20 protein-coding genes are annotated in these 25,470 nt (G+C 73.6%); 9 read left to right on the top strand and 11 right to left on the bottom strand.

What is annotated here, in order from left to right:
- Positions 1–3: 3 nt before the first annotated feature.
- Entirely contained in the window at positions 4–1,596 is a 1,593-nt protein-coding gene (locus tag AC5K6T_RS03520) for an ABC transporter substrate-binding protein (protein ID WP_493205513.1), read from the bottom strand.
- A 335-nt stretch (positions 1,597–1,931) separates the two neighbouring features.
- Between AC5K6T_RS03520 and recO the strand changes: the two genes are divergently transcribed.
- Positions 1,932–2,687, top strand: coding sequence for a DNA repair protein RecO (gene recO / locus AC5K6T_RS03525; protein ID WP_493205514.1), 756 nt, complete (start codon positions 1,932–1,934; stop codon positions 2,685–2,687).
- Positions 2,688–2,947: 260 nt separating this feature from the next.
- Positions 2,948–3,781 carry an isoprenyl transferase gene (locus tag AC5K6T_RS03530; RefSeq protein ID WP_493205516.1) on the top strand — a complete coding sequence of 278 codons (834 nt, stop codon included), beginning with the start codon at positions 2,948–2,950 and terminating at the stop codon, positions 3,779–3,781.
- 66 nt (positions 3,782–3,847) lie between these two features.
- Here the strand turns inward: AC5K6T_RS03530 and AC5K6T_RS03535 are convergent, their stop codons facing one another.
- From AC5K6T_RS03535 to AC5K6T_RS03550, 4 genes are read right to left on the bottom strand one after another with little or no spacing between them, the layout of a single operon-like run.
- On the bottom strand, positions 3,848–4,264 hold the full coding sequence (locus AC5K6T_RS03535; RefSeq protein WP_493205517.1) for a Fur family transcriptional regulator: 417 nt from the start codon (positions 4,262–4,264) through the stop codon (positions 3,848–3,850).
- A gap of 58 nt (positions 4,265–4,322) precedes the next feature.
- A complete protein-coding gene (locus AC5K6T_RS03540) occupies positions 4,323–5,225 on the bottom strand; it encodes a metal ABC transporter permease (RefSeq protein WP_493205519.1) in 903 nt (300 codons plus the stop codon).
- Complete coding sequence (locus tag AC5K6T_RS03545; RefSeq protein WP_493205521.1) at positions 5,225–5,992, bottom strand: metal ABC transporter ATP-binding protein; 768 nt, start codon at positions 5,990–5,992, stop codon at positions 5,225–5,227. Before AC5K6T_RS03545 ends, AC5K6T_RS03540 begins: the two co-directional genes overlap by 1 nt.
- A 17-nt stretch (positions 5,993–6,009) precedes the next feature.
- Positions 6,010–6,984 carry a zinc ABC transporter substrate-binding protein gene (locus tag AC5K6T_RS03550; protein WP_493205523.1) on the bottom strand — a complete coding sequence of 325 codons (975 nt, stop codon included), beginning with the start codon at positions 6,982–6,984 and terminating at the stop codon, positions 6,010–6,012.
- A 160-nt stretch (positions 6,985–7,144) separates the two neighbouring features.
- Between AC5K6T_RS03550 and AC5K6T_RS03555 the strand changes: the two genes are divergently transcribed.
- Together AC5K6T_RS03555 and AC5K6T_RS03560 are read left to right on the top strand one after the other, a co-directional pair.
- A complete protein-coding gene (locus AC5K6T_RS03555; protein WP_493205525.1) occupies positions 7,145–8,527 on the top strand; it encodes a glycine--tRNA ligase in 1,383 nt (460 codons plus the stop codon).
- A 94-nt stretch (positions 8,528–8,621) separates the two neighbouring features.
- The gene (locus tag AC5K6T_RS03560; protein ID WP_493205527.1) at positions 8,622–8,759 is read left to right on the top strand and encodes a hypothetical protein; all 138 of its coding nucleotides are present in this window, start codon (positions 8,622–8,624) and stop codon (positions 8,757–8,759) included.
- Between the two features lie 120 nt (positions 8,760–8,879).
- Here the strand turns inward: AC5K6T_RS03560 and AC5K6T_RS03565 are convergent, their stop codons facing one another.
- From AC5K6T_RS03565 to AC5K6T_RS03575, 3 genes are all read right to left on the bottom strand, one after another.
- Positions 8,880–9,209 carry a hypothetical protein gene (locus AC5K6T_RS03565; RefSeq protein WP_493205529.1) on the bottom strand — a complete coding sequence of 110 codons (330 nt, stop codon included), beginning with the start codon at positions 9,207–9,209 and terminating at the stop codon, positions 8,880–8,882.
- The gene (locus AC5K6T_RS03570; protein WP_493207311.1) at positions 9,206–9,667 is read right to left on the bottom strand and encodes a hypothetical protein; all 462 of its coding nucleotides are present in this window, start codon (positions 9,665–9,667) and stop codon (positions 9,206–9,208) included. Before AC5K6T_RS03570 ends, AC5K6T_RS03565 begins: the two co-directional genes overlap by 4 nt.
- A 229-nt stretch (positions 9,668–9,896) precedes the next feature.
- The gene (locus AC5K6T_RS03575; RefSeq protein WP_493205531.1) at positions 9,897–11,285 is read right to left on the bottom strand and encodes an MFS transporter; all 1,389 of its coding nucleotides are present in this window, start codon (positions 11,283–11,285) and stop codon (positions 9,897–9,899) included.
- Positions 11,286–11,780: 495 nt separating this feature from the next.
- Here AC5K6T_RS03575 and AC5K6T_RS03580 point away from each other — a divergent pair, with 495 nt between their 5' ends.
- Together AC5K6T_RS03580 and dusB are read left to right on the top strand one after the other, a co-directional pair.
- Positions 11,781–12,614: a helix-turn-helix transcriptional regulator gene (locus AC5K6T_RS03580; protein ID WP_493207313.1), complete on the top strand. Its 834-nt coding sequence runs from the start codon at positions 11,781–11,783 to the stop codon at positions 12,612–12,614.
- A 146-nt stretch (positions 12,615–12,760) separates the two neighbouring features.
- Complete coding sequence (gene dusB, locus AC5K6T_RS03585) at positions 12,761–13,918, top strand: tRNA dihydrouridine synthase DusB (RefSeq protein ID WP_493205533.1); 1,158 nt, start codon at positions 12,761–12,763, stop codon at positions 13,916–13,918.
- Here the strand turns inward: dusB and AC5K6T_RS03590 are convergent, their stop codons facing one another.
- From AC5K6T_RS03590 to AC5K6T_RS03600, 3 genes are all read right to left on the bottom strand, one after another.
- Entirely contained in the window at positions 13,919–16,036 is a 2,118-nt protein-coding gene (locus AC5K6T_RS03590; protein ID WP_493205535.1) for an alkaline phosphatase family protein, read from the bottom strand.
- A gap of 268 nt (positions 16,037–16,304) precedes the next feature.
- Positions 16,305–18,245 (bottom strand): amylo-alpha-1,6-glucosidase, encoded by a 1,941-nt coding sequence (locus AC5K6T_RS03595; protein WP_493205536.1) that lies wholly within the window; start codon positions 18,243–18,245, stop codon positions 16,305–16,307.
- Positions 18,242–19,915, bottom strand: a complete 1,674-nt coding sequence (locus AC5K6T_RS03600; RefSeq protein ID WP_493205538.1) for an amylo-alpha-1,6-glucosidase — start codon at positions 19,913–19,915, stop codon at positions 18,242–18,244. Before AC5K6T_RS03600 ends, AC5K6T_RS03595 begins: the two co-directional genes overlap by 4 nt.
- Before the next feature lie 284 nt (positions 19,916–20,199).
- On the opposite strand from AC5K6T_RS03600, the gene AC5K6T_RS03605 reads away from it, so the two are divergent.
- From AC5K6T_RS03605 to AC5K6T_RS03615, 3 genes are all read left to right on the top strand, one after another.
- Positions 20,200–21,402 (top strand): ROK family protein, encoded by a 1,203-nt coding sequence (locus AC5K6T_RS03605; protein ID WP_493205540.1) that lies wholly within the window; start codon positions 20,200–20,202, stop codon positions 21,400–21,402.
- A gap of 410 nt (positions 21,403–21,812) precedes the next feature.
- A complete protein-coding gene (ppdK, locus tag AC5K6T_RS03610; RefSeq protein WP_493205542.1) occupies positions 21,813–24,527 on the top strand; it encodes a pyruvate, phosphate dikinase in 2,715 nt (904 codons plus the stop codon).
- 317 nt (positions 24,528–24,844) lie between these two features.
- A complete protein-coding gene (locus tag AC5K6T_RS03615; RefSeq protein WP_493205544.1) occupies positions 24,845–25,348 on the top strand; it encodes an excalibur calcium-binding domain-containing protein in 504 nt (167 codons plus the stop codon).
- The last annotated feature ends 122 nt before the right edge of the window (positions 25,349–25,470 follow it).

Raw genomic sequence — 25,470 nt, forward strand, 5'->3', positions numbered from 1 at the left:
GCGTCACACCCACGCCGCGCGCAGGAGGTTGAGTCCCGGGTACGGCTGGGCCCGCAGGCCGGTCAGCCGCCGGGGGTCCCAGGCGGTCATCAGCTCGTTGTGGACGACCGGGTACAGCACGCCCTGCTCGGCGACGACGTCGACGCAGTCCTGGATCATCGTCCTCCTGCGCTCCGGGTCCATCTCGCGGGTGGCCCGGTCCAGGTCCGCGAACAGCCTGCGCGCGACCGGGTCGCCGGTCCAGCGCGCGTACTCCATCCACAGGTTCCGCGGGCCGTGGTTGTAGTGCAGGATCAGGTCCGCGTCCAGGCCGAACTGGCCGGGGTTGGAGGCGGCCGCGACGACCTGGTAGTCGCGCCGCTGGTCCAGCTTGGTGAACACCGCCGTCGTCTCCTGCGGGGAGAGCGTGGTGCGGACGCCGACCGCGTCCCAGGACGCCTTGATGGTCGGCAGGCAGTCCACGACCCAGCTGACGTTCACCGCGAGCAGGTCGACGCGCAGCCCCTCCGCTCCGGCCGCCCTCAGCAGCGCCCGCGCCCGGTCCGGGTCGTGGGCGTAGACGGTGCGGGCGCGCCGGTAGGCCGGATGCCCCTCGTCCAGGAACGACGAGGCCGGGGTGCCGTGCCCCTTGAGGGCCACCCGCACCAGTTGCCCGGTGTCGACGGCGTACCGCAGGGCCTGCCGCACCCGGACGTCGCCGAACGGCGCGTGCCGTGTGTTGAACATCAGGAACAGGTTGTTCATCCCGGCCCCGCCCGCCACCGACAGGCCGTCGTCGCGCAGTCGGCCGATGTCGGCGTAGGGGATGTTGTCGGACACCTGCGCGCCCGCGCCGGAGAGCCGGGCCACGCGGGGGGCCGCGTCCACGATGGACAGCCAGTTCATCTTCGGGAACGCCGGGCGCAGCGGGCCGTTGTAGCCGTCGAACGCGGCGAAGGCGGTGTTGGACCTCGGGTGGTGGGCGGTCTGCCGGTACGGCCCGGAGCCCACCGCGAGGCCCTTGGCGGCCTCGTCCCAGCCGCCGGGCCGGCCGAACACGTGCCGCGGCATGACCTTGGCGAGGGTGAGGCGGGACAGGCCGTCCGGGAAGGGGAACTTCAGCGTCAGCTCGACCTGGTCGCGGCGGGTCGCGCGGACCGAGGCGAGCCAGGGCGCGAAGAAGCCCTGCACGAGCGTCGGGGTGCCGGGGTCGAGGACGCGGTCGAAGACGAACACCACGTCGTCGGCGGTGACGGGGCGCCCGTCGTGGAAGACGGCTCCCGGGCGGAGCGTGAACCGCCAGGTGGTGGCCCGGGGGTCGGCGGGCAGCGCGGTGGCGAGCGCCGGATACGGCTCGCGGGTCACCGGGTCGGTGTCGAGCAGGCCCTCGTAGACGTGGTGGTTGGCGGCCATGGAGAACGCGGACGCCGTCTGTGTGGGGTCCCAGCTGCCGTCGTTGCCGTAGCCGATGACGGCCGTCAGGGTCGTCCCGCCGCCGAGGTCGATCGTCGACTCCGGCCCGCAGCCGGGCAGCACGCCGACCGCTCCGGCGGCGCCGACCGCCCCGGCGTACTTCAGCAGCGACCGGCGGTGCGGGGCCGGGACACCAGGGGGCACGTCGGGTCCTCCAGGGGGAGGTCGGATCCTGCGGGGAGCGCCGGGGAGCGCCGGGGAGCGCCGGGGCCACGGGGCCGGAGCGGTGGCGAAGGGCGGAGGTGAGGGGCGGAGGCGGGGCGGTGGGACGGTGAGGCGGTGGGGCGGGGACGCCGGGCACGTCCGATCGGCTCGGGTTCGTCATGGTAAGGGCGGATCCGCCCGATGTGCGGGACCGACGCCGGCTCCCTGCCCCGTGCGCGGGTCCGGCGCCGGCTCCGCCGCCCGGTGTCCCCTTCGCCGGGGTCCCGGTCACCCCGTCGGCCCCCGCCCGGCCGGCCGTACGAGAGAATGAGGGCATGAGCCTGTTCCGCGACGACGGCATCGTGCTGCGCACCCAGAAGCTGGGGGAGGCGGACCGGATCATCACGCTGCTCACCCGCGGCCACGGGCGGGTGCGCGCGGTCGCCCGCGGGGTACGGCGCACCAAGTCGAAGTTCGGGGCCCGGCTGGAGCCGTTCTCGCACGTGGACGTGCAGTTCTTCGCCCGGGGCGGCGAACTCGTCGGGCGGGGCCTGCCGCTGTGCACCCAGAGCGAGACCATCGCACCGTACGGGGGCGGCATCGTCGGCGACTACGCCCGCTACACGGCGGGGACCGCCATGCTGGAGACCGCCGAGCGGTTCACCGACCACGAGGGCGAGCTGGCCGTGCAGCAGTACCTGCTGCTGGTGGGCGCGCTGCGCACGCTCGCGCGCGGCGAGCACGCCCCGCACCTCGTCCTCGACGCGTTCCTGCTGCGCTCCCTCGCCGTGAACGGCTACGCGCCCAGCTTCGGCGACTGCGCGAAGTGCGGGATGCCCGGCCCCAACCGGTTCTTCTCGGTCGCCTCCGGGGGCTCCGTGTGCACCGACTGCCGGGTGCCCGGTAGCGTCGTACCGTCGCCGCAGACACTGGTGCTGCTCGGGGCGCTGCTGACGGGGGACTGGGAGACCGCGGACGCGTCGGAGCCGAGGCACGTGCGGGAGGGCAGCGGGCTCGTGTCCGCCTATCTGCACTGGCACCTGGAGCGCGGACTCCGCTCGCTCCGCTACGTCGAGCACGTCGAGAGGTAGCCGGGCGGCACGGAAGCGAAGCGCGGGCACGAAGCACGACACGGAGCACGACACGGAGCACGGGCACGGAAGCACGGGCACGGGAGCACGGGCACGGAAGCACGTACGGGGCCCGGGCGCACAGCACGGGCGGGCGGCGCACCCGACGGAGCACGCACGCGAGGCAAGAAGCAGTCCGAGAAGCAGTCCGAGTAGCAGTCCGAGAAGCAGTCCGAGAAGCAGTCCGAGAAGCAGTCGCAGAGAAGAGAGACGAGACGCACATGGTGGTACGCGGGTTCCTGGGGCGCCAGCGCCGCGAGTACAGGACGCCGGAACCGCACCCGTCCGGCGCGCGGCCGCCGAAGCTGCCCGGTGAGCTGGTCCCGGACCACGTGGCGATCGTGATGGACGGGAACGGGCGCTGGGCGAAGGAGCGCGGGCTGCCGCGCACCGAGGGGCACAAGGTCGGCGCCGAGCGGGTGCTCGACGTGCTCCAGGGCGCCGTGGAGATCGGCGTGGGGAACATCTCCCTGTACGCGTTCTCCACCGAGAACTGGAAGCGCTCGCCGGAGGAGGTGCGCTTCCTGATGAACTTCAACCGGGACTTCATCCGCAGGACCCGCGACCAGCTCGACGAGCTGGGCATCAGGGTGCGCTGGGTGGGACGGATGCCCCGGCTGTGGAAGTCGGTGGCCAAGGAGCTCCAGGTGGCGCAGGAGCAGACGAAGGACAACGACCGGCTGACCCTGTACTTCTGCATGAACTACGGCGGCCGCGCGGAGATCGCCGACGCCGCGCGGGCGCTCGCCGAGGACGTGCGGGCGGGACGGCTCGACCCGGCCAAGGTCACCGAGAGGACCGTCCAGAAGTACCTGTACTACCCGGACATGCCGGACGTGGACCTGTTCCTGCGTCCCAGCGGCGAGCAGCGCACGTCCAACTACCTGCTGTGGCAGAGCGCCTACGCGGAGATGGTGTTCCAGGACGTGCTGTGGCCGGACTTCGACCGGCGCGATCTGTGGCGCGCCTGCCTGGAGTTCGCCTCCCGGGACCGGCGTTTCGGCGGCGCGATCCCGAACGAGGAGCTGTCGGCCGCGGAGGACCGCTCCTCCTGAGCCGGGAACGGCGGCGGCCGGCCGCGCGGGTCGCGGGCCGGCCGGTGTCGCCGCGGGAGGGGCGGGTCAGCCGGACTTCGCCGCGCAGTCGGCGCAGGTGCCGAAGATCTCGACCGTGTGCGCCACGTTCACGTAGCCGTGCTCGGCGGCGATCGCCTCCGCCCAGCTCTCCACGGCCGGACCCTCGACCTCGACGGCGCGGCCGCAGGAGCGGCACACCAGGTGGTGGTGGTGCTCTCCGGTGGAGCAGCGGCGGTAGACGGACTCCCCGTCGGAGGTGCGCAGGACGTCGACCTCGCCGGCCTCGGCGAGGGACTGCAAGGTGCGGTAGACGGTGGTGAGCCCGACCGAGTCGCCCTTGTGCTTGAGCATGTCGTGCAGCTCCTGCGCGCTGCGGAACTCGTCGACCTCGTCGAGAGCGGCCGCCACCGCGGCCCGCTGCCGGGTGGAGCGGCCCTTGACGGGCGGTCCAGCGGTCGTCACCGGTTGCCTCCTCACGTCTCGCCTGCCGGGCCATTGTGCCAGCCCGGCCCGGGGGCGGTCAGACGCCGACTCCCTCCCCGGGTTCCCGGCCGGCCGGAATCAGGCACTCCGCGGGGTCCGCGGCGGGGTGCGCGGCGGCGGCCGCGCCTGCTCTGCGGCGGGCGAGCGGCGCGGCGAGCGCGGTCAGGGCGACGAACACGCCGATGGCCAGCAGCACGATCGTCGCGCCGGGCGGCACGTCCTGGTAGTACGACGTGACGGTGCCGCCGAGGGACACGCCGACGCCGATGGTGACGGCGAGGGCGAAGGTGGCGGCGAAGCTGCGGCTGATCTGCTGGGCGGCGGCCACCGGGACCACCATCAGCGCGGACACCAGCAGCAGCCCGACGACGCGCATGGCGACGGTGACGGTCACCGCGGCGGTGACGGCGACGAGCAGGTTCAGCGCGCGCACCGGCAGCCCGGTGACCCGGGCGAACTCCTCGTCCTGGCTGACGGCGAACAGCTGGCGGCGCAGCAGCAGCGTGGTGAGGATGACGAACGCGGCGAGGACGCAGATGGTCCGCACGTCGGACTCGGACACGGTGGACAGGGAGCCGAAGAGGAAGGACAGCAGGTTGGCGTTGGCGCCGCCGGGTGCGAGGTTGATCAGCATGACGCCGCCGGCCATGCCGCCGTAGAAGAGCATGGCGAGGGCGAGGTCGCCGCGGGTCTTGCCGTACCAGCGGATCAGCTCCATGAGCACGGCGCCGGCGACGGAGACCAGGGTGGCCATCCAGACGGGGGACCAGGACAGCATGAAGCCGAGGCCGACACCGGTCATGGCGACATGGCCGATGCCGTCGCCCATGAGGGCCTGGCGGCGCTGGACGAGGTAGATGCCGATGGCCGGGGCGGTGATGCCGACCAGGACGGCGGCGAGCAGGGCCCGCTGCATGAAGGCGTAGTTCAGGAGTTCCATCAGCTCAGCAGTCCCGTGCGGAGCGGCTCGGCGTCGTGGGCCGCGTGCGGGTGGACGTGGTCGTGGCCGGGCAGGGCGTGCTGGCCGACGGCCCGGGGCGGCGGGCCGTCGTGCAGGACGCAGCCGTCGCGCAGCACGACGGCGCGGTCGATGAGGGGCTCCAGCGGGCCCAGCTCGTGCAGGACGAGCAGCACGGTGACCCCCGCGGCGACCTGGGTGCGCAGGGTCCGGGCGAGCACCTCCTGGCTGGCGAGGTCGACGCCCGCCATCGGCTCGTCCATGATCAGCAGTTCGGGTTCGGCGGCGAGCGCGCGGGCGATCAGCACCCGCTGGTGCTGGCCGCCGGAGAGGGCGTCCACGGAGTCCTTCGCCCGGTCGGCCATGCCGACGAGTTCCAGGGCGTGCCGGACGGCCGCGTGGTCGGCCCTGCGGAGGATGCCGAGGCGGGCGCGGGAGAGCCGGCCGGCGGAGACGACCTCGGTGACGGTGGCGGGCACGCCGCCCGCGGCGGTGGTGCGCTGCGGGACGTAGCCGACGCGGTGCCAGTCGCGGAAGCGGTGGCGGGGGGTGCCGAACAGCTCGATCTCGCCGGCCGCGACCGGCACCTGCCCGATGACACTGCGTACGGCGGTCGACTTGCCGGAGCCGTTCGCACCGAGCAGGGCGACGACCTCGCCCCGGCGCACGGTGAGGTCGACGCCGCGCAGGACGGTGCGCGAACCCAGCTCGGCACGTATGCCGCGCAGGGTGATGACGGGCTCGCTCATGGCGTCCTCCATGGTGTTCACCGGGTGCCCAGGGCCGTTTCGAGAGCCTTGAGGTTGGCGCGCATGACCTGGAGGTAGTCCTCGCCGCGGGAGGCGTCGGTGATGCCCTCCAGGGGGTCGAGGACGTCGGTCTTCAGGCCGGTGTCGGCGGCGAGGGTCTTGGCGGTCTTGTCGGAGACGAGCGTCTCGTAGAACACGGTGGTGACGCCGTCGGCCTTCGCCTCCTGCTGGAGTTCCCTGATCCGGGCGGGGCTGGGCTCGCTCTCCGGGTCGAGGCCGGTGATGGCCTCCTGGGTGAGGCCGTAGCGCTCGGCGAGGTAGCCGAAGGCGGCGTGGTTGGTGAAGAAGACCTTGGTCCTCGTGTTCCTCAGGCCCTGCGCGTAGTCGCTGTCGAGCTTCTTCAGTTCTTTGACCAGCGCGTCGGTGTTCTCGCGGTAGTCCGCGGCATGTCCGGGGTCGGCCTTCTCGAAGGCGCTGCCGACGCCGGCGGCGATCTCGGCGTAGCGGACCGGGTCGAGCCAGACGTGCGGGTCGAGGTGGGAGGCGTCGGCGTGCTCGTCGCCGGCCGCGCCGGTGTGCTCCTCGCCGCCGTGGCCGTGGCCGTCCTCGACGCCGAGGTCCTCCAGCTCGGTGAGCCGGGCCGCGTCGATCTTCGTCTGCACGCCGGACTGCGCGATCGCCTCGTCGACGGCGGGCTGGAGGCCGGAGAGGTAGAGCGCCGCGTCGGACTCCTCCAGCCGGGCCCGCTGGCGGGCGCTGACGTCCAGGTCGTGCGGCTCCTGGCCGGGCTCGGTGAGGGTGGTGATGTGCACATGCTCTCCGCCGATGCGCTCGGCGAGGAACTCCATCGGGTAGAACGACGCGACGACGTCGAGCCGGTCCGTGCCGCCCGCGGCGGCGCTGTCGGTGGAGCAGGCGGACAGGGCGCCGAGGCCGAGGGCGGCGAGGGCCGCGACGGTGATCCCGGATATATGAGGTCGTCGTACGTTCATGACACTCATTTTCAGCAAAGATGGAAACCATTGTCAACAAGCTGGGTGAACGGACCGAAGACCGGACCGATTTGGCCGCGGGGCAGGCAACGCCGGTAACCTGAGGCCTTCGCTGGAAGCACCTCGCTTCGTCGCCCGTCGTCGTAATGAAGAGAGCACCGTGGCCGCCGACAAGATCGACACCATCGTCAGCCTGAGCAAGCGCCGTGGCTTCGTTTTCCCGTGCAGTGAGATCTACGGCGGCCAGCGTGCCGCCTGGGACTACGGGCCGCTGGGTGTCGAGCTCAAGGAGAACATCAAGCGTCAGTGGTGGCGCTACATGGTGACCTCGCGCGAGGACGTCGTCGGTCTCGACTCGTCCGTGATCCTGGCCCCCGAGGTCTGGGTCGCCTCCGGTCACGTCGCCACGTTCACCGACCCGCTCACCGAGTGCACCTCCTGCCACAAGCGGTTCCGCGCGGACCACCTGGAGGAGGCCTACGAGGAGAAGAAGGGCCGCGCCCCCGAGAACGGCCTGGCCGACGTCAACTGCCCCAACTGCGGCAACAAGGGCCAGTTCACCGAGCCCAAGCAGTTCTCCGGCCTGCTCTCCACCCACCTCGGCCCGACCCAGGACTCCGGCTCGGTCGCCTACCTGCGCCCCGAGACCGCCCAGGGCATCTTCACCAACTTCGCCCAGGTGCAGACCACCTCGCGCCGCAAGCCGCCGTTCGGCATCGCCCAGATGGGCAAGTCGTTCCGCAACGAGATCACGCCGGGCAACTTCATCTTCCGCACCCGCGAGTTCGAGCAGATGGAGATGGAGTTCTTCGTCAAGCCGGGTGAGGACGAGACCTGGCAGGAGTACTGGATGCAGCAGCGCTGGAACTGGTACACCGGCCTCGGTCTCCGCGAGGAGAACATGCGCTGGTACGAGCACCCGCAGGAGAAGCTCTCCCACTACTCCAAGCGCACCGCCGACATCGAGTACCGCTTCCAGTTCGGCGGCAGCGAGTGGGGCGAGCTGGAGGGCGTCGCCAACCGCACCGACTACGACCTCTCCTCCCACGCCAAGGCCTCCGGCCAGGACCTGTCGTACTTCGACCAGGAGGCCGGCGAGCGCTGGACGCCGTACGTCATCGAGCCCGCGGCCGGCGTCGGCCGCGCCATGCTCGCCTTCCTGCTGGACGCCTACGTCGAGGACGAGGCGCCCAACGCCAAGGGCAAGATGGAGAAGCGCACCGTGCTGCGCCTCGACCACCGCCTCGCCCCGGTGAAGGTCGCCGTGCTCCCGCTGTCCCGCAACCCCGAGCTGTCCCCGAAGGCCAAGGGCCTCGCCCAGGCGCTGCGCCAGCACTGGAACATCGAGTTCGACGACGCCGGTGCGATCGGCCGCCGCTACCGCCGCCAGGACGAGATCGGCACCCCGTACTGCGTCACCGTCGACTTCGACACCCTCGACGACAACGCGGTCACCGTGCGCGAGCGCGACACGATGAAGCAGGAGCGGATCTCCCTCGACCAGATCGAGGGCTACCTGGCCTCCCGTCTGCTGGGCTGCTGACCCCCGGCTCCCCGCCGCCCGGGGGCCGCGGCCCCCGATCCGCCGAACGCCCGCCCGTCGCCCGGTACCGCCGGACGGCGGGCGGGCGTCGTGCGTGGTACGGGCCGCTCAGCGGGCCTGGAGCGCCCGGCCGGTTCCCGGCCCGTGCCACGCCCGTGAGGGGGAGCAGGAGGGGATCGAGGCCGAACTCACCGCCGTCGTCGACCTCCTGGTCCGTGGCCTGCGCGCCTGAGACCCGCGGGCCCGGCCTGCGGGCCCGGCCTGCGGGGCCGCCCGTCCGGGCCCCGCGCCGGGGCGGGAGAGCCGCGCGCCCGGCCTGTGCGCCCGGACCCGTACCGAGTGGCGCGCCGGCTCAGACGCCCAGCAGCACGGCGAACGGCACGAACAGCGCGGGCGACGTGACCAGCGCGGGCGTCGGCGGACGCCCCCGGCGCAGCGGCAGCACCACGTCCGCGAGCAGGACCAGCCCGAGCACGGCCAGGCCCCCGCCGACCAGACCGAACAGGGCGAACCCGCTGTTCTCGATCTGGTCGTAGGTACAGCCGTCCAGGTCCGGCCGGTGCAGGTCGTCCAGGTCGCAGTGGCCGTACGCCGCATACCAGCGGGCACACATCAACGGGACCAGTGCCGGCACCCCCAGCAGCAGGTTCAGCAGCAGCGGCAGCGCATACCGCCGGATCACCGGGCGGCCCCGCCGCGCCCGCGGAACCCGGTCGCGTACCACGCCCCGGTCACCAGCCCGGCGGCCGCCAGCCCGAGACCCGCGGACACCGGGTTCATCCATGCGTAGGCCGGGTTGGCCGGGTAGCTGCTGCCGTCCTCGCGGACGCAGTCGAAGGCGAGCGGCAGATACGACGCCCGGTGACGGCTCAGCCCCGCCCGGACCTCCGGGGCGATGCCGTCCCGGCAGGCCGGCGCCGGGACCGAGTCCGCGCCGTTGCCGAAGGCGTGCTCGCTCAGCGCCACGTCCGCCAGGCCCGACAGATAGACGGCCGCCGCCCCGGCCGCGGCCAGCCAGGCGAGCCTGAGCAGCAGATGCCGGCGCCACGGTTCGGGCCGGCCCGGCAGCAGCATCCCGAGCACCGCGACGCACCCGGCCAGGAGGAAGCACAGGGCGAGGAGGACGAGCGGCAGCAGCATCACGGGCGCCACCGCCGTGTGCCACCGCCGCGGCCGGAGCGCCGGTGTCCTGGTCCGGGGGGCGAAGGCCCGTTGTGGGGTGCACGCATCCGCCCACCCCACCAGTGGCCGCCCGCCGCGGCAGTGACGGAGGCCATACCTCCGGTCACAGCCCTGTGACAGCCGCCCGCACGCCGGGGCGGACCCGGTCCCGCCCGGCCCGCGCTCCGGGCGGGCGGACCCGTCCCGCTCAGTCCACGGTCCGCGGCAGCCGCAGGCTGAGCAGCCCGGTCAGCACCACGCCCGCCATCTGCACCAGCAGCGTCGTGACCAGGGCGTCCCGCATCCCCAGCCCGGGGACCAGGGACAGGAACAGCGTGCCGAGCGTGGCCACGCCCACGGCCAGCGCCGACTGCTGGGCGGTGCTCATCACCCCGCTGCCCACCCCGGCCCGGTCCGCCGGCACCGAGGACAGCACGATCCGGTAGAGCACCGGCAGTTGCAGTGCCTGCCCCGCGCCCGCCAGCACCCCGCCCGGCAGCAGCGCCCACCACCCCGGGTCCGGCCACGTCGCCCACAGCGCCAGGGTCAGCAGTCCGACGCCCGCCAGCTGCAGCACCGCGCCCGCGGTCACCACGCGGCTTCCGTACCGGGCGACCAGCCGCGGCCCGGCCAGCGAGAACACGAAGAACGCCCCGGCCAGCGGAGACAGCGCCGCCCCCGCGGCGACCGGCCCGAGCCCGGCGCCCCGCTGGAGCGCCACCGCTGTGACGAACAGGAACCCGCCCCAGCCGACCGAGAACGGCAGCACCATCACCAGCCCGCGCCGCAGCGGCACGTGCGCGAACAGGCTCGGAGGCACCAGCGGCGTCCGCCCCGCCCGCTCGGCCCGGCGCTCGACCACGCAGAACGCCCCCGCGGCGGGCGGGAACACCGCCAGCGACAGCCACGTCCACCACGGCCAGCCCGCCGACCTGCCCTCCGTGAGCGGCACCAGCAGTGCCAGCAGCGCCACCGCGAGCAGCACCGTACCGGTGCCGTCCACCGGCTCCGGCCGCGCCGAACGCGTCTGCGGCACCGCGACCGCGGCGAGTACCAGCCCGGCCGCCGCCACCGGCACGTTCACCAGGAACACCGCCCGCCAGCCGAGGCCCGCCGGGTCCGCCGCCACCAGCAGTCCGCCGAGAATCTGCCCGGCCACCATGGAAAGCCCGGCCGTCGCCCCGTACAGGCCCATCGCCCGCGCCCGGCGCGGACCGCTGGTGGCCGCCTGCAGCGTGGCGAGTGCCTGCGGCAGCAGCAGCGCGGCCGCCGCGCCCTGCGCGATCCGCGCCCCGACCAGGCTCCACGCCCCGGGCGCCAGCCCGCACGCCAGCGAGGTCAGCCCGAACGCCGCCATCCCGGCCAGGAACAGTCTGCGCCGTCCGAACAGGTCGCCGAGCCGTCCGCCGAGCACCAGCAGCACGGCGTACGCCACTCCGTACCCGGCCACGACGAGTTCCAGTACGGACTCGCCCGCCGCGAGGTCCCGGCCCATGTCCGGCAGCGCGACGTTGACGATGAAGAAGTCGATCAGAGGGAGTGCCGCGCCGAGCAGCACCGTGAACAGTCCCAGGCCGCCCAGGCCGGGCGTGCGCACCGGAGCGCGGACCCGGTCCGGCGGGAGGGCGGCGGAAGGCGTGGCGGAAGCGGAGGTTGAGGTGGAGGTGGAGGTGGAGGTTGAGGTTGCGGTGGAGTGTGTCACGCCGTCGAGCCTGCGCGGCCGCACAGCCGGGTACCAGAGTGTCCTTGTCCTGGTACTGGAACCACCTGGCACCAGGGTGCGGCCCGCGCGAGGATGGGGGCCATGACGACGACGGCCCCGGCCCCGGCCCCGAGCGACCCCACCGACCAGGCCCGCCCGGCCGGCCCGCGGGCCGGGGCTCCGGCCCGCGACGCGTCCGCGGCACCGGACGCCTCCGGGCCGGCCGACGCCTTCAGGACGGGTGACGCCTCCAGGGCGGCTGACGCCCCCGGGACGGGTGACGCCCCCGGGACGGGTGACGTCTCCCGGCCGGCTGACGCCTCCGGGGCGCGGGGCGCCTCCGCGGCCCCCGTCGCCCCGGGGCCCCGCGACACCGCCGCCGACAACCGGGTGCGCCGGCACGAACTCGCCGCGTTCCTGCGCCACCGCCGCGAGCACATCGCCCCCGAGCGGGTGGGCCTGCCGCGCGGCCGCCGGCGCCGCACCCCGGGACTGCGCCGGGAGGAGGTGGCCCAGCTCTCCGCGGTCGGCGTCACCTGGTACACGTGGCTGGAGCAGGCCCGCGACATCCAGGTGTCCGCGCAGGTCCTCGACGCCCTCGCCCGCACCCTGCTGCTCGACCCCGGCGAGCGCGCCCACCTCTTCCGGCTCGCCGCCGCCGTCGACCCGGCCCCCACCACCGCCTGCCCGTCGGTGACACCGGGGCTGCGGGCCCTGCTGGAGCAGCTGGAGCCGTTCCCGGCGTGCCTGCAGAACAGCCGGTACGACATCCTCGCCCACAACCGCACCTACGGGCTGCTGCTGTGCGACCTGGACGCGGTACCGCCCGAGGACCGCAACTGCCTGCTCCTGTCGTACACCCACGACGACTGGTGCTCCTCGATCGTGAACCTGGCCGAGACGCGGCGTCTGATGGCCGCGCGGTTCCGCGCCGCGATGGCCGGGCACCTGGCCGAGCCCGCCTGGAAGGCGCTGGTCGCACGGCTGCGCGCGGAGTCCGCCGAGTTCCGCGAGGTCTGGGACCGGCACGAGGTGGTCACCCACCGCACCAAGCGCAAGGAGTTCCGCAACGCCCACGTCGGCCACCTCACCCTGGAGCACACCGACCTGTGGCTCGCGCCGCAGACCGGGCCGCGGATGCTGACGTACGTCCCGTCCGACGACACCACCCGCGAGCGCCTGGAGCGCCTGCACGCCGTCGCCCTCGCACGCGAGGCGAGGTGACCCGGCCGGGCACGGCGCGGGCGCTCCTGCCGGGCACGGCGCGGGGCTCCTGCCGGGCACGGCGCGGGGGCTCCTGCCGGGCACGGCGCGGGGGCTCCTGCCGGGCACGGCGCGGGGGCTCCTGCCGGGCACGGCACAATGGAGGAATGTCCACGCCCACCACCGCCCCGCTCCGGATCGGCCCGCACACCGTCCAGCCGCCCGTCGTCCTGGCCCCCATGGCCGGGATCACCAACGCGCCCTTCCGCACGCTGTGCAGGGAGTTCAGCGGCGGCAAGGGCCTGTTCGTCAGCGAGATGATCACCACGCGGGCGCTGGTCGAGCGCAACGACAAGACCATGCAGCTGATCCACTTCGACGCGACGGAGCGGCCGCGCTCGATCCAGCTCTACGGCGTCGACCCGGTCACCGTCGGCAAGGCCGTCCGCATGATCGTGGAGGAGGACCTCGCCGACCACATCGACCTCAACTTCGGATGCCCGGTGCCGAAGGTCACCCGCAAGGGCGGCGGCTCGGCCCTGCCCTACAAGCGGAACCTGCTGCGCGCCATCCTGCGCGAGGCGGTCGGCGGCGCGGGTGACCTGCCCGTCACCATGAAGATGCGCAAGGGCATCGACGACGACCACCTCACCTACCTCGACGCCGGCCGTATCGCCGCCGAGGAGGGCGTCACGGCCGTCGCGCTGCACGGCAGGACCACCGCCCAGCACTACGGCGGGACCGCGGACTGGGACGCCGTCGCCCGGCTGAAGGAACACGTCCCCGAGATCCCGGTGCTCGGCAACGGCGACATCTGGTGCGCCGAGGACGCGCTGCGCATGGTGCGGGAGACCGGCTGCGACGGCGTCGTCGTCGGGCGCGGCTGCCTCGGCCGGCCGTGGCTCTTCGCGGACCTGGTCGCCGCGTTCGAGGGCGGCACGGCCGCCGGCAGCGCGTCACCGGCCCGGCCCGCGCTGCGCGAGGTCGCCGACGTGATGGTCCGGCACGCCACCCTGCTCGGGGAGTGGATCGGGGACGAGTCGCGGGGGGTGATCGACTTCCGCAAGCACGTGGCCTGGTACCTCAAGGGCTTCTCGGTGGGCTCCGAGCTGCGCAGGCGGCTCGCCGTCACCTCCTCCCTGGAGGCGCTGCGGGCCGGCCTCGACGAGCTCGACCTGGACCAGTCCTGGCCGGCCGGCGCCGACGGGCCGCGCGGCCGGACGTCCGGCAACAACCGGGTCGTGCTGCCGGACGGCTGGCTCAGGGACCCCTACGACTGCGCGGGCGTCGGCGAGGACGCCGAACTGGACACCTCCGGCGGCTGATCAGCCCGTCGTCGGGTGCGGCACCGACCCGTACGCGGTCAGGAAGCGGTCGCGGAAGTCGCTCATCGGCCACACCGGCGCCGAGTCGTCCGGGCGCAGCCCCTCGGTCCAGTGCCAGTCGTCGACGGCGGCCAGCACCTCCGGGTCCTTGGCGACGATCGTGACCGGCACGTCCCGGCTCGCCCGCTCGCCGCTGACCCGGGCGATCGGCTGGTGGTCGCCGAGGAACACCAGCACGGTGTCGTCGCCGCCGTAGCGCTCCAGCCACCCGGTGAGGCTGTTCACCGAGTACTGCACCGACTTGCCGTACTCCTCCTTGGAGCGCGCCGAGGACGTGATGATGTCCTCCGGGTCGACGCCGGCCTTCTGGATGCCGTCGAAGATCCGGCCGTCGCCCAGCTCGTCCCAGCCGACCGTGCGGGGCAGGGGCGCCCACGGCTGGTGGCTCGACGTCAGGATGACCTCCGCCATCAGCGGCTTGTCGTGCTCCCGTCCGTGCTCCAGCCGCTGGAACGCCTCCAGCGCGAACTGGTCCGGCATGGTCGACCAGCTGAACTTCGGGCCCCGGTATCCCAGCCGCGACGAGTCGTAGACATGGTCGAGGCCGAAGAACTCCGCCTCCGGCCAGCCCTTCTGCACACCCGGCACGATGCCGACCGTGCGCCAGGCACCCGTCTCGCGGAACGCCCGGGTGAGGGTGAGATGGTCGCCGGTGGACACCGTGCGGTAGCGCTGCTGGTTGTCGATCCACAGGCCCGACAGGAACGTGGAGTGCCCCAGCCAGCTGCTGCCGCCGTACGTCGCCGAGGTGAGCCAGCCGCTGCGGGCGTGGAAGCCGGCCCGCTCCAGGTCCCGGGTGCGCGCGTCCAGCGTCCCGTTCACGCCGGGCGCGATCGCCGGGTCGTCGATCGCGCTGCGCCCGTAGCTCTCGATGAACGCGAAGATCATGTCCTTGCCGCGCAGGTCGGGCACGAGCTCGGCCGGCGGGGTCCCGCCGAAGGAGTCCGCCCTCGCCTCCTTCGCGAACTCCGCCTCGTCCCGCAGCGTCGCCTGCACCCGGCGGGCCTCGATCAGACCGGCCTGGACGGCCCGGTCGGCGGCGAACGGCACCCGCCCGAACTGCACGCCCAGCGCACCGCAGACGACCCACACCGTGCCGGCGGCCAGCGCGCCGAGCGCGACCGGTGAGCGGTTGCGCTCCACCGCCCGGGACAGCCGTACGGTGGCCAGCGCCAGGACGACGAACACCGCGACCGTCGCCGCGATCGCCCCGGCCGTCGCGGCGAGGGTCGCCGCGTCGCCCATGGTGTCCTCGGTGTAGGCCTTCGCGTCGTCGAGCAGCGCCCAGTCCAGGACCGGATCGAAGGCGCGGCCCAGATACTCCCGGAACCCCATGTCGAGCACGTTCAGGACGGTCAGCGCGCCCAGTGCCAGCCCCGCCGACAGCGCGAACGGGGTGTGCGCCCGGCGCGGCAGCAGGAGCAGCACCATCGCGCCGATGACCAGCTCGCCGGGCAGCCGCAGGAACCGGTCGGGGCGCAGGGCCGCGAAGGCGTTCGGCAGCAGCAGCGCCGCCGTCACCAGGAGCGCGCACAGCACCGTGAGGGCGATCCCTCCCAGGGAGCCGTGGCCGGCGCGGGGCCCGGACGGACCGGCGGGCCCGGACGCCCCGGGCTGTCCGGTCGGCTCGGGCCGCCCGGCACCCGCCGGGTCCGCGTCCGCGGAGCCCGAGTCCGCCGGGGCCGCGTCTGCCGGGTCCGCGGCGGCGGGGGCGGGGCCGTCGTCCGGTACGCCGAGGTCCCCCGTGCCGCCGTCCGGTGCCGGCGCCCCGGCGGCGGAGGACTCTCCCGCGAGCGCCCCTGCCGTCTCGGCGGCTCCGGCGGCTCCGGCGGTCTCGGCCGGCTCGGTCCCGGCGGTCCCGCTCCCGGGTGGCTCGCCCTCGGCCGTTGCGGTATGGGCCGCACGCGTCGCGGGCGTTCCGGCTGCGGGCGCCTCCGCCGGGGGAGTCTCCGCCCCGGGCGTCCCGGCTCCGGGTATCCCGGCTCCGGGTGTCTCGGCTCCGGGTGTCTCGGTCGTGGTCGTGCCGGTCAGCCGGCGCAGGCGCGTGAAGGCGGGCACCCCTGTGGTCCTTCCGTACGGGGACGGCGGACGCGGCACGGAAGCCGGGTCCCCTCCGTTCGTACGGCACGCTCCCGGAGGACGTTCACGCGCCCCGGCAAACTCCGCGCAAACCCTTCCCGGTCGCGGCACCGGGAGCGCCCGGCCGGCCGGGCGAAGCCGCCTGCGGTCCGGCAGCACCCTCCAGGGGCGCGGGGAACCGCGCGACCGGGGCCACGACGGCGCCGGGGTCGGCCGGCGCCGGACCGCGGCACCTCCGGCGGAGCGCTCAGGCCCCGCCCACCGCGGTGAGCAGCGCCAGCGGGGTCGCCGCCGCGCGGGACTCGCGGACGCAGGCGTGCGGGTAGGGGACCGGCCGGATGTGGTCGTCGCGCGCGTACCCGGCCATCACCTCCGGGAGGCGGTGCCCGGACGCGGAGGCCGCGTCGACGAGGGCGTGCGCGACGGTGCGGGCCTCGTCGTGCAGGCCGTAGCGGGCCAGCCCGAGCGCGACGAGCGCGTTGTCGTGCGGCCAGACCGAGCCGCGGTGGTAGGAGAGCGGGTGGTAGGCGGGCTGCCCCGCCGCCACCGTGCGGACGCCCCAGCCGGAGAAGAAGTCGGGCTCCAGCAGACGGCGGCCGACCAGCTCCCCGTACTCCTTGTCGAGCAGCCCGGACCACAGCAGGTGCCCGGCGTCGGAGGCCAGGGCGTCGATCTGGTGGCCCGCGCCGTCCAGGGCGAGCGCGGGGAAGGAGCGGTCGTGCATCCAGAAGTCGCGCTGGAAGCGGTCGCGCAGGTCCCCGGCGGCCTGTTCGAGCAGGGCGGCGTACGTCTGGTCGTCCCACACGGTGCGGGCCAGCCAGGCGGTGCGGCGCAGGGCGTCGTAGGCGTAGCCCTGGGCGCCGGCCGCCATGACCGCGCCGGTGGGACGGCTGCCGTCGGAGCGGCAGATCGCGCCGGGGGAGTCCTTCCAGTTCTGGTTGGCCAGGCCGCCCTCGTCGGCGCGGTAGACCAGGTAGCCGCGGGAGGTGAGGCCGCCGTGGTCGAGCATCCAGCCGATGGCGGCGCGGGCGTGCGGCTCCAGGCGGTGGGCGAGCGCGGTCTCGCCGGTGCGTTCGGTGTAGGCGCCGAGCAGGACCAGGAAGAGCGGGGTGGCGTCCACGGAGCCGTAGTAGCGCCCGAAGGGCACCTGGTGGAAGTAGGCCAGCTCGCCGTGGCGCATCTCGTGCACGATCTTGCCGGGCTGCGCGGCGGAGCCGGGGCCGCTGCCCGGCCCGGCCTGCGTGGCGGCGAGCGCGGGCAGGGTCCGGGCGGCCAGGTCCGGCCGGTAGGGCAGCGCGAACAGGGCGGTGAGCAGGGCGTCCCGGCCGAGCAGCGTGAGGAACCAGGGGGCACCCGCGGCCGGGACGCGCAGTTCCTCGCCGTCCGGGCCGGTGGCCGGGACCTGGAGCACCGCGAGGTCGGCGAGCCCGCGCGCGCAGGCCGCGGCCAGCTCGGGCCAGCCGGTGGGGAAGGCCACTCCCTCCATGAAGGCGCCCTCCGTCTCCTGGAGGCGACGGGCCACCGCGGCCGGGGAGGCCGGCACCCGCAGAGCCCGCCTCTCGCCGTGCGGGCGGGCCACCACGCGCAGGGTCAGTTCGGTGGTGCCGTAGGGCGGAAGGTCCAGGGTCCACACCAGGCGGCGGGCGCCGGTCCCGGTCTCCTCCACCGCGTCCGGGGCGGGCTCGGCGCTGACCGTCGTCCGGGACAGCCAGGCTCCGCGCTGGTAGGTGAACTCCACCCCGTGGTCGAGGACCTGGCGGTGGCGCACGGCGCCCGGCTTGGCGTAGGTGCGGTAGTCGGAGCGGAGCTCGAACTGGTCGGTGAAGTCGGCGTCCACGGTGATCGCCAGCCGTAACACGGTGGGCACCGGCCGGTTGCCGGTGACGCGCAGGGTCTCCACGAACGAGCTGTCACCGACGGCCTGTTCGCGGAAGACGGTGTAGGCGGCGGGCTCCAGCCGGCCGCCGCGCGGCACCAGGACGCAGCGCGCCGTGTCGCCGTCGGACACGGGCGTGAGCGTCTCGGGTACCGCCCCGTCGACCGTGAGCTGCCAGCGGCTCAGGTGCCGGGCGTCGCGGACGAACAGCCCGTCGGGGAGGCTGCCGCCGCGTACGCCGCTGATGTCGCCGCCGTCGCCCACGGCGGCGAACGTCCCGCCGTGCAGGAGCAGATGCTGCCGATCGGTCATCCCCGATCCCCTCCTTTGTTCCTGTTGCTCTTGCGTCCGGTGCCGGTGCCGGTGCCGGTGCCGGTGCCGTTGTCTGTGCCTGTGCCTGTGCCTGTGCCTGTGTCTGTGCCGGTGCGCGCACCCGTGGGGGTGCCGCTGTCCGTGCCGCTGTTGGTGCCGATGCCGGTGCCGGCGGCTGTACCGGTCCCGGCGCCCTCGTCACGGCCGCTGCCGCCGCCCGGGCCGCAGCCGTCCGGTTCGTCCGGGCCGCCGTGCGCGGGGGTGTGCAGCAGATCGAGGGTGAGCGCGGCGCTCCAGCCGAAGCCCCCGGCCCCGCAGGGCGCACCGGTGTACGGATCGACGTACTCGGCGAAGCCGCTCGTCGCGGCGATGTCCAGGAAGGCCCGCCGCAGCGCGTCGGCCCGTCCGCACTCGCCGTGGGCGCGCAGGCCGCGCTCCAGCAGCCAGTTGGTGTTGAACCAGGCCGGTCCGCGCCAGTAGCGGTGCGGGTCGAAGGCCTCGCCCAGCAGGTCGTAGCTGGGGGTCAGCCGGGTGGTGGTGCCGAGGCCGAAGTGCGGGCCGGTGAGGGTGCGTACCAGGGCGGCCGCGATGTCCTGCGGCAGCCCCGGCAGGATCAGGGGGATCAGGCCGAAGACGCCCCGCTCGGGGAGCAGGTGCCCGCCGAGCAGGTCGCGGCAGAGGAAGAGGCCCGCCGCCGGGTCCCACAGCCGGCCGATCAGCGCGGCCGTGAGACGTTCGGCGCGGGCGTGCCGTGCGGTTCCGGTCGCCCCCAGCTCGCGCGCGATGCGGGCGAGGGCGTGTTCGGAGGCGATGAGCAGGGCGTTGAAGGAGGGGTCCTCGACGGCGAAGCCGCCTCCGTCGGGCTCGCCTCCGTCGGGTCCGTGGCCGGTGCCGGGGTGCCGTACGTCCGGGGGTTCCAGGTATCCCGCGTCGCGGTAGTCCGCGGCCAGCCGCACATAGCGCCCGTAGTCCAGGTCTGTCGGCCGGTCCTCGGCGGCCCCGTGGTCGAGGTCGGCCCGGCGGAAGGAGCGGGCCGGGGCCGGGGCGACCCGGGCGAGCGGGGTGTCCCAGGCCGGGCTGTTGTCCATGCCCTGCTCCCAGGGGTGCACCACGGAGGCGAGCCCGTCGCCGCCGAGGTCGCGACGGTGCAGCAGATAGCGGTGCCAGGCGGCGAGCTTGGGGTAGGCGCGGGCCAGGAAGCCGCGGGCGCGGGAGAGCTCGGGGTCGGCGCGGTGCACCAGCCAGACGGCGAGCGCGTGCACCGGCGGCTGCACGATCCCCGAGGTCTCCGACGAGGGCGGGGCGCCCGCGGCACGGCCGGCGGTGGAGGAGCGCCAGAAGTCGGGGCTGGGGAAGTAGGCGTCCAGCGGCACGGCGGGGTTGAACACGATGTGCGGAATCCGTCCGTCGGCCCACTGGGCGGCCAGCAGCGTCTCCAGCTCGGTCTGGGCCCGTAACGGGGAGACGTGCCGCAGGCCGATGGCGATGAACGCCGAGTCCCAGGACCACTGATGGGGGTAGAGACCGCGGGAGGGCACCGTCGACGTTCCGGTCCAGTTGTCCCGCAGCACCCGGGCCGCTCTGACCTGCAGCGCGTCGGCGCGGGACGGCAGTTCGTATACAAGGGCGGACCCGGGTCGCCGGGCGATGAGCTGGGCAGTGCGATCCACTCGGGGCTCCCGCGAGAATGGCAGCGAGGACGGACGACGACGGACGACGACGGATGACGACGGATGACGACGGATGACGACGGACACGGACGGCCGCGCTCGGCGCGACGGCCGGGCGCGGGGGGCGGACTCGGGCGGACTCGGGCGGACTTGAGGGATTCAGACGGATGAGCGCAGGTGGGAACACGGTCGGCCAGGTCACCACTGGCCATCGTGGAGTTACGTCTATTTAACACGCAAAACTCACTATGTAATGCAGGATTGAGAAACACAAGGGGGTGTGCATGACTGCCAGAAGTCAGGCCGGCGCGGGCGAGCTGCTGGAGCTGGTGCGCAGTGGCCGCGCCACCACGCGCGGCGCGTTGCAGCAGGCGACCGGGCTGTCCCGGGCCACGGTCGGCCAGCGCCTGGACCGGCTGTTCCGGGCCGGCTGGCTGCGTGAGGGGGCGGGTGGGCCGGTCGGCTCCCCGCTCGGTGGACGCCCCTCCATCACCCTGGAGTTCGACGGGGAGCACGCGGTCGTGCTGGCCGCGGACCTCGACACCCGGCACGCGCGGGTGGCGCTGCTGTCGCTGACGGGGGAGATCCGTGCCGAGCACGGTGGCACGCTGGTGATCGAGGACGGCCCCGACGCGGTGCTCGGGGAGCTGGGCCGCTGGTTCGGTGAGCTGCTCCAGAAGGCGGGGCACCGGCCCGAGGAGGTCTGCGGCATCGGGCTCGCGGTGCCCGGCCCCGTGGACAGCGAGACGGGCCGTGTGGTCCAGCCGCCGATCATGCCCGGCTGGGACGGCTACGACATAAGAGGCAGGCTGGTCAGGGCGTTCAGTGAGAGCACGGGTGGGCCGGGGGTCCCGGTGCTGGTCGACAACGACGCCAACCTCATGGCCTACGGCGAGCAGCGCGCGGGACACCCGGACTGCGGGGCGTTCGTGCTGGTGAAGGTCTCCACCGGGATAGGCGCCGGGGTCGTGGTCGGCGGCTCGGTGTACCGGGGTATCGACGGCGGCGCCGGGGACATCGGGCACATCCGGGTGCCGGAGGGCGCCCAGGAGCTGTGCCGGTGCGGCTCCTACGGCTGTCTGGCGGCGGTCGCCAGCGGCGGCGCGGTGGCCCGGCGGCTGACCGAGGCCGGGGTGCCGGCCGAGTCCGGGTCCGATGTGCGCGCCCTGCTCGCGGCCGGGCATCCGGAGGCGGTGGGCCTCGCGCGGGAGGCGGGACGGATGGTGGGGGAGGTGCTGGCGACCGTGGTGACCCTGCTCAACCCGGGCGTGCTGATGGTCGCCGGGGACCTGGCGGGGACGCCGTTCCTCACCGGGGTGCGCGAGCTGCTGTACCAGCGGGCGCTGCCGCGCTCCACCGCCCACCTGGACATCGTGACCTCCCGGCTCGGGGAGCGGGCCGGGCTGGTGGGGGCCGGGGCGTTGGTCGTGGAGCACCTCTACGCGCCCGACCGGGCCGAGGAGCGACTGCGGGCGCTCGGGGTGTGAGGCGTGCTGATGACAGGCGGGTTTCCGGTCCGGACACCGGTCCGCATGGTGGTCTCCGGCGGCCCGCGACGGCGTGATTCTCGCCACCCTTGATAAGGGTTGCGCTCAGATGAGCGGTTGGAGGACGTCTGCACTTCCTCAAGGGGTGGCACTGAGTGCCACCCCTTGATCGTTCATCGATCGAAATCAGGCGTGCTCGACGATGCTCATATGAGCGATCCAGGCGCCTGTTGGGCGAGTATGCGTTCAAGAAGTGAACGCAAAGGCTCTTCTCTGCTTACCATCCTTTGACTTTCGATCCGGTGGCGGACGACCGGTTACAGGCGTATGACGCACGAGTGGACGTACCCAGGCGCCTTCGATCTGGGTATGTTCCTCGCCGTCAGGGCAGCCACCGAGTCCTCGAGGAGTTGGGACCCGTGTCGGAAAACAACAAGTTCGTTTACGACTTCACCGAGGGCAACAAGGACCTCAAGGACCTTCTCGGCGGAAAGGGTGCGAACCTCGCCGAGATGACCAATCTGGGTCTTCCCGTCCCTCCGGGCTTCACCATCACCACCGAGGCCTGCAAGGTCTACCTCGACAGTGGCGAGGAGCCGGTGGCACTGCGTGACGAGGTGAGTGCGCACCTCGACGCGCTGGAGCAGCGCATGGGCAAGAAGCTCGGCCAGGCCGACGACCCCCTGCTGGTGTCGGTCCGCTCCGGTGCCAAGTTCTCCATGCCCGGCATGATGGACACCGTCCTCAACATCGGCCTGTCCGACAAGTCGGTCCAGGGCCTGGCCAAGCAGGCCGGCGACGACCGGTTCGCCTGGGACTCCTACCGCCGCCTGATCCAGATGTTCGGCCGGACCGTCCTCGGCGTGGACGGCGACCTCTTCGAGGACGAGCTGGACAAGGCCAAGGCCGCCAAGAAGGTCACCGTCGACACCGAGCTGGAGGCCGCCGACCTCAAGAAGCTCGTCACCAAGTACAAGAAGATCGTCAAGACCGAGGCCGGCCGCGACTTCCCGCAGGACGCGCGCGAGCAGATGGACCTCGCGATCAAGGCCGTCTTCGAGTCCTGGAACGGCGACCGTGCCAAGCTCTACCGCCGCCAGGAGCGCATCCCGCACGACCTCGGCACCGCCGTCAACGTCTGCTCGATGGTCTTCGGCAACCTCGGCCCCGACTCCGGCACCGGCGTCGCCTTCACCCGCGACCCCGCCTCCGGCCATCAGGGCGTCTACGGCGACTACCTGCAGAACGCCCAGGGCGAGGACGTGGTCGCGGGCATCCGCAACACCGTGCCGCTCGCCGAGCTGGAGCAGATCGACAAGAAGTCGTACGACCAGCTGATGCAGACCATGGAGACCCTGGAGAACCACTACAAGGATCTCTGCGACATCGAGTTCACCATCGAGCGCGGCCGGCTGTGGATGCTGCAGACCCGGGTCGGCAAGCGCACCGCCGGTGCCGCCTTCCGCATCGCGACCCAGCTCGTGGACCAGGGTCTGATCGACGAGGCCGAGGCGCTCCAGCGCGTCACCGGCGCCCAGCTCGCGCAGCTGATGTTCCCGCGTTTCGACGAGAGTGCGAAGGTCGAGCAGGTAGGCCGGGGTATCGCCGCCTCCCCGGGGGCCGCGGTCGGCAAGGCCGTCTTCGACTCCTACACGGCCGTCAAGTGGTCCCGCTCCGGCGAGAAGGTCATCCTCGTCCGCCGCGAGACCAACCCCGACGACCTGGACGGCATGATCGCGGCCGAGGGCATCCTCACCTCCCGCGGCGGCAAGACCTCCCACGCGGCCGTCGTGGCCCGCGGCATGGGCAAGACCTGTGTCTGCGGCGCCGAGGAACTGGAGGTCGACACCAAGCGCCGCCGGATGACCGTGCCCGGCGGACACGTCGTCGAGGAAGGCGACCTGATCTCCATCGACGGCTCCTCCGGCAAGGTCTACCTGGGCGAGGTCCCGGTCGTGCCGTCCCCGGTCGTGGAGTACTTCGAGGGCCGTATGCACGCCGGCGCCAACGACGCCGACGAACTCGTCGAGGCCGTGCACCGGATCATGGCCTTCGCCGACCGCAAGCGCCGCCTGCGCGTACGCGCCAACGCCGACAACGCCGAGGACGCGCTGCGCGCCCGCCGCTTCGGCGCCCAGGGCATCGGCCTGTGCCGCACCGAGCACATGTTCCTCGGCGACCGCCGGGAACTGGTCGAGCGGCTCATCCTGGCCGACACCGACGCCGAGCGCGAGGAGTCCCTCACGCAGCTGCTGCCGCTGCAGAAGCGGGACTTCGTCGAGCTGTTCTCCGCGATGGACGGCCTGCCCGTCACCGTCCGCCTGCTCGACCCGCCGCTGCACGAGTTCCTGCCCGACATCACCGAGCTCTCGGTGCGCGTCGCCCTCGCCGAGTCCCGCAAGGACTCCAACGAGAACGACCTGCGCCTGCTCCAGGCCGTGCACCGGCTGCACGAGCAGAACCCGATGCTGGGCCTGCGCGGCGTACGCCTCGGCCTGGTCATCCCCGGCCTGTTCACCATGCAGGTCCGCGCCATCGCCGAGGCCGCCGCCGAGCGCAAGAACGCCAAGGGCGACCCCCGCGCCGAGATCATGATCCCGCTCGTCGGCACCGTCCAGGAGCTGGAGATCGTCCGCGAGGAGGCCGACCGGGTCATCGCCGAGGTCGAGGCCGCCACCGGAACCGAGCTCAGGCTGGCGATCGGCACGATGATCGAACTGCCGCGCGCCGCGCTGACGGCGAGCCAGATCGCGGAGGCCGCGGAGTTCTTCTCCTTCGGCACCAACGACCTCACCCAGACGGTGTGGGGCTTCTCCCGCGACGACGTGGAGGCCAGCTTCTTCACCGCCTACCTGGAGAAGGGCATCTTCGGCGTCAGCCCGTTCGAGACGATCGACAAGGACGGCGTGGGCTCCCTGGTGAAGGCCGCGGCGGAGGCCGGCCGCGCCACGCGCCCCGACCTGAAGCTGGGCGTGTGCGGTGAGCACGGCGGCGACCCGGAGTCCGTGCACTTCTTCCACGAGGTGGGTCTGGACTACGTCTCCTGCTCCCCGTTCCGCATCCCGGTGGCCCGCCTGGAGGCCGGCCGCGCGGCCTCGCAGGCGGAGGGCAGCGACCACCGCTGACCGCTACCCACCGCGTCACAGACCCCGGAGCCGCCGACGGTCCCCGACCCTCAGAACCGATCGCCGGCGGCTCCGGACCACCAGGAAGGAGGGGCGGCACCCGTGCGGGACACCCGTGCGGGCGCCGCCCCTCCTCCGTGCTGCTCCGCCGCCACGGACGGCACCGGCCCCCGGGACAGGGGTGCCCGGCCGCCTCACAGGCCCTCCCGCGGCCCACGGGCCCCTCACCCGCGGTCACGAAAGCGTTACACGTCCTTCGCGTCGGCCGCGGGCGGCGTACGGTCGTCGCCCGACGCCACACCTGCCCGGGGGACCCCATGACGAACCCGTACACCATGCCACCGCCTCCCCAGCCCGCGCCCGGCACCGCGCCCGCACCCCGCTGGGCCCGCAAACGCTACGTCCTGCCCGCGCTCGCCCTCGCGCTCTTCCTCGGCGTGGCGATCGGCGGAGGCGGCTCGGGCGGCTCCGAGGACTCGGACGGGGACGCGAAGGCGCTGGCCGCCTCGGCCCCCGCCACGGCCACGGTCACCGCGACGGTCACCACGACCCCGACCGCCGAGCCGGAACCGGCCGTCACCGTCACCGAGACCGTCACCGAGACCGCCACCGTACGCGTCACCCGGACCGTCACCGCCGCCCCCGCGGGCGGCGGTGACGGTTCGTCCGGCGGGTCGGGCTCCTCGGGCGGGTCCGGCGGCTCGGTGTACTACGGCAACTGCAGCGAGGCGCGGGCCGCCGGCGCCGCACCCGTGCACATCGGCGAGCCGGGCTACGGGCGCCACCTGGACCGGGACGGCGACGGCGTCGGCTGCGAGTGACCCGACGACGGCCCCGCCCCGCCGCCCGTGCGTGCGTGCAGCGGGGTGCGCACCCCGTCGTTGAGGGTGCGCACCCCGTGCGCGCGAGGCGGGGCGGGCCCGCCGGTCAGACCGGTCTGACC

This window comes from Streptomyces sp. B8-7 (genome assembly GCF_058833805.1).